At 49.4% G+C, this 1113-nt stretch carries 2 protein-coding genes; both read left to right on the top strand.

Features of this window, described 5'->3' with window-relative positions; all coding sequences use genetic code 11:
- Window positions 1–236 precede the first annotated feature (236 nt).
- Window positions 237–485, top strand: a complete 249-nt coding sequence (locus tag HWQ67_RS19335) for a hypothetical protein (protein WP_218254329.1) — start codon at window positions 237–239, stop codon at window positions 483–485.
- Window positions 485–1113, top strand: a 629-nt coding sequence (locus HWQ67_RS19330) for an exonuclease domain-containing protein (RefSeq protein ID WP_218254328.1), incomplete at its 3' end; no start/stop codon positions are given. The genes HWQ67_RS19335 and HWQ67_RS19330, both read left to right, overlap by 1 nt.

Genomic DNA, 1113 nt, shown 5'->3' with positions numbered 1-1113 from the left:
TTCAGCGGCCTTGCGAACGTTGTCGCAAGCGCGGTATCGATCGCTCGTGGTTTGATCCGCGGTCGGCAGGCAAGGTGTGTCTTGAATGTGTTTCTCACGATGTCAGGCTTAAAACTTACGTTTAGGAGATCATCATGACAATGCAAGTTCGTTTACCCGGGCAGACAGAGTGGTATCACCCAGATCGTGATATCAGTTACAATTTTCATCTCTGGCTCAGGAGCTCGTTAACGAACTTGCCAACAGGGAAGGTTGGTGGTTTGTCTGATGGCGATAGTGTGAGGTTGACCGAGACAGCCGTTAAGTTAGCACGGCTTGTAATGGCGACTTCACGGGGTGAAATTTCAGCCGAGGGTCTTAGAGTGGCTTTGGATAGTTTGGATGCCCGTGCCATGTGTCTGATTGGCAATGAGTTTCTCAAGTATACATTCGAGTTATTTCGGCAGCATCGACTTGATGTGCTGCCCAAGGAGCCCGTCAGCTAGTGGGCGTCGATTACGGTTTCTCGATGGAGGTTGAGGTGATGAGAGATTTAATGTTGGCTGTAGCCAAGCGCTGTCCTGGTGGCAAGTTGCCTGAGAATTACATTATTCTTGACAGCGAAACTACAGGTACTGACATAAAACAGGCTGCTGTTTTGCAGTGGGGATTTTGTGTCGTGGAGCAACGCAAGCCTCGCGCTAATTTTTCCACGTACGTAAAACGTCCCTCATCCCTTCAAATTGACCCTATGGCGCTCAAAATACACGGCATTGATCATGCTGTTTTGGAAAAACATGGGGAAGATCCCTATGAGGTCATGTCGGCCGTAATCGAGAATTTGGAGGCATGGCGCAGGCGCGGGTTCATGTTCTCGGGCCATAATCTGCTGCGCTTCGATGCGGAGTTGCTTGAGCGTGAGGCTAAGGAGTTGGGGCTTCATTTCAGGTTTGGAGACAATGAAGTCATTGACACAGGTATGCTCGTCAAGGCATCTCAACTTGGTTTGCCTTTCAAGGATAAGGATTCGTTGAGGTCCTATTACGAGCGAGTTTCGAATGTGCGGGCCACGGTGAAGTGGTCTTTGGACCGACATTGCATCAAGCATTACAAGCTTGCTCGCTTTGTTAGTCA

The organism is Candidatus Magnetobacterium casense (assembly GCF_019173545.1).
Taxonomy (GTDB): domain Bacteria; phylum Nitrospirota; class Thermodesulfovibrionia; order Thermodesulfovibrionales; family Magnetobacteriaceae; genus Magnetobacterium; species Magnetobacterium cryptolimnobacter.
The sequence above is the reverse complement of the archived record's forward strand: the minus strand, read 5'-3'. Positions and strand labels throughout refer to the sequence as shown.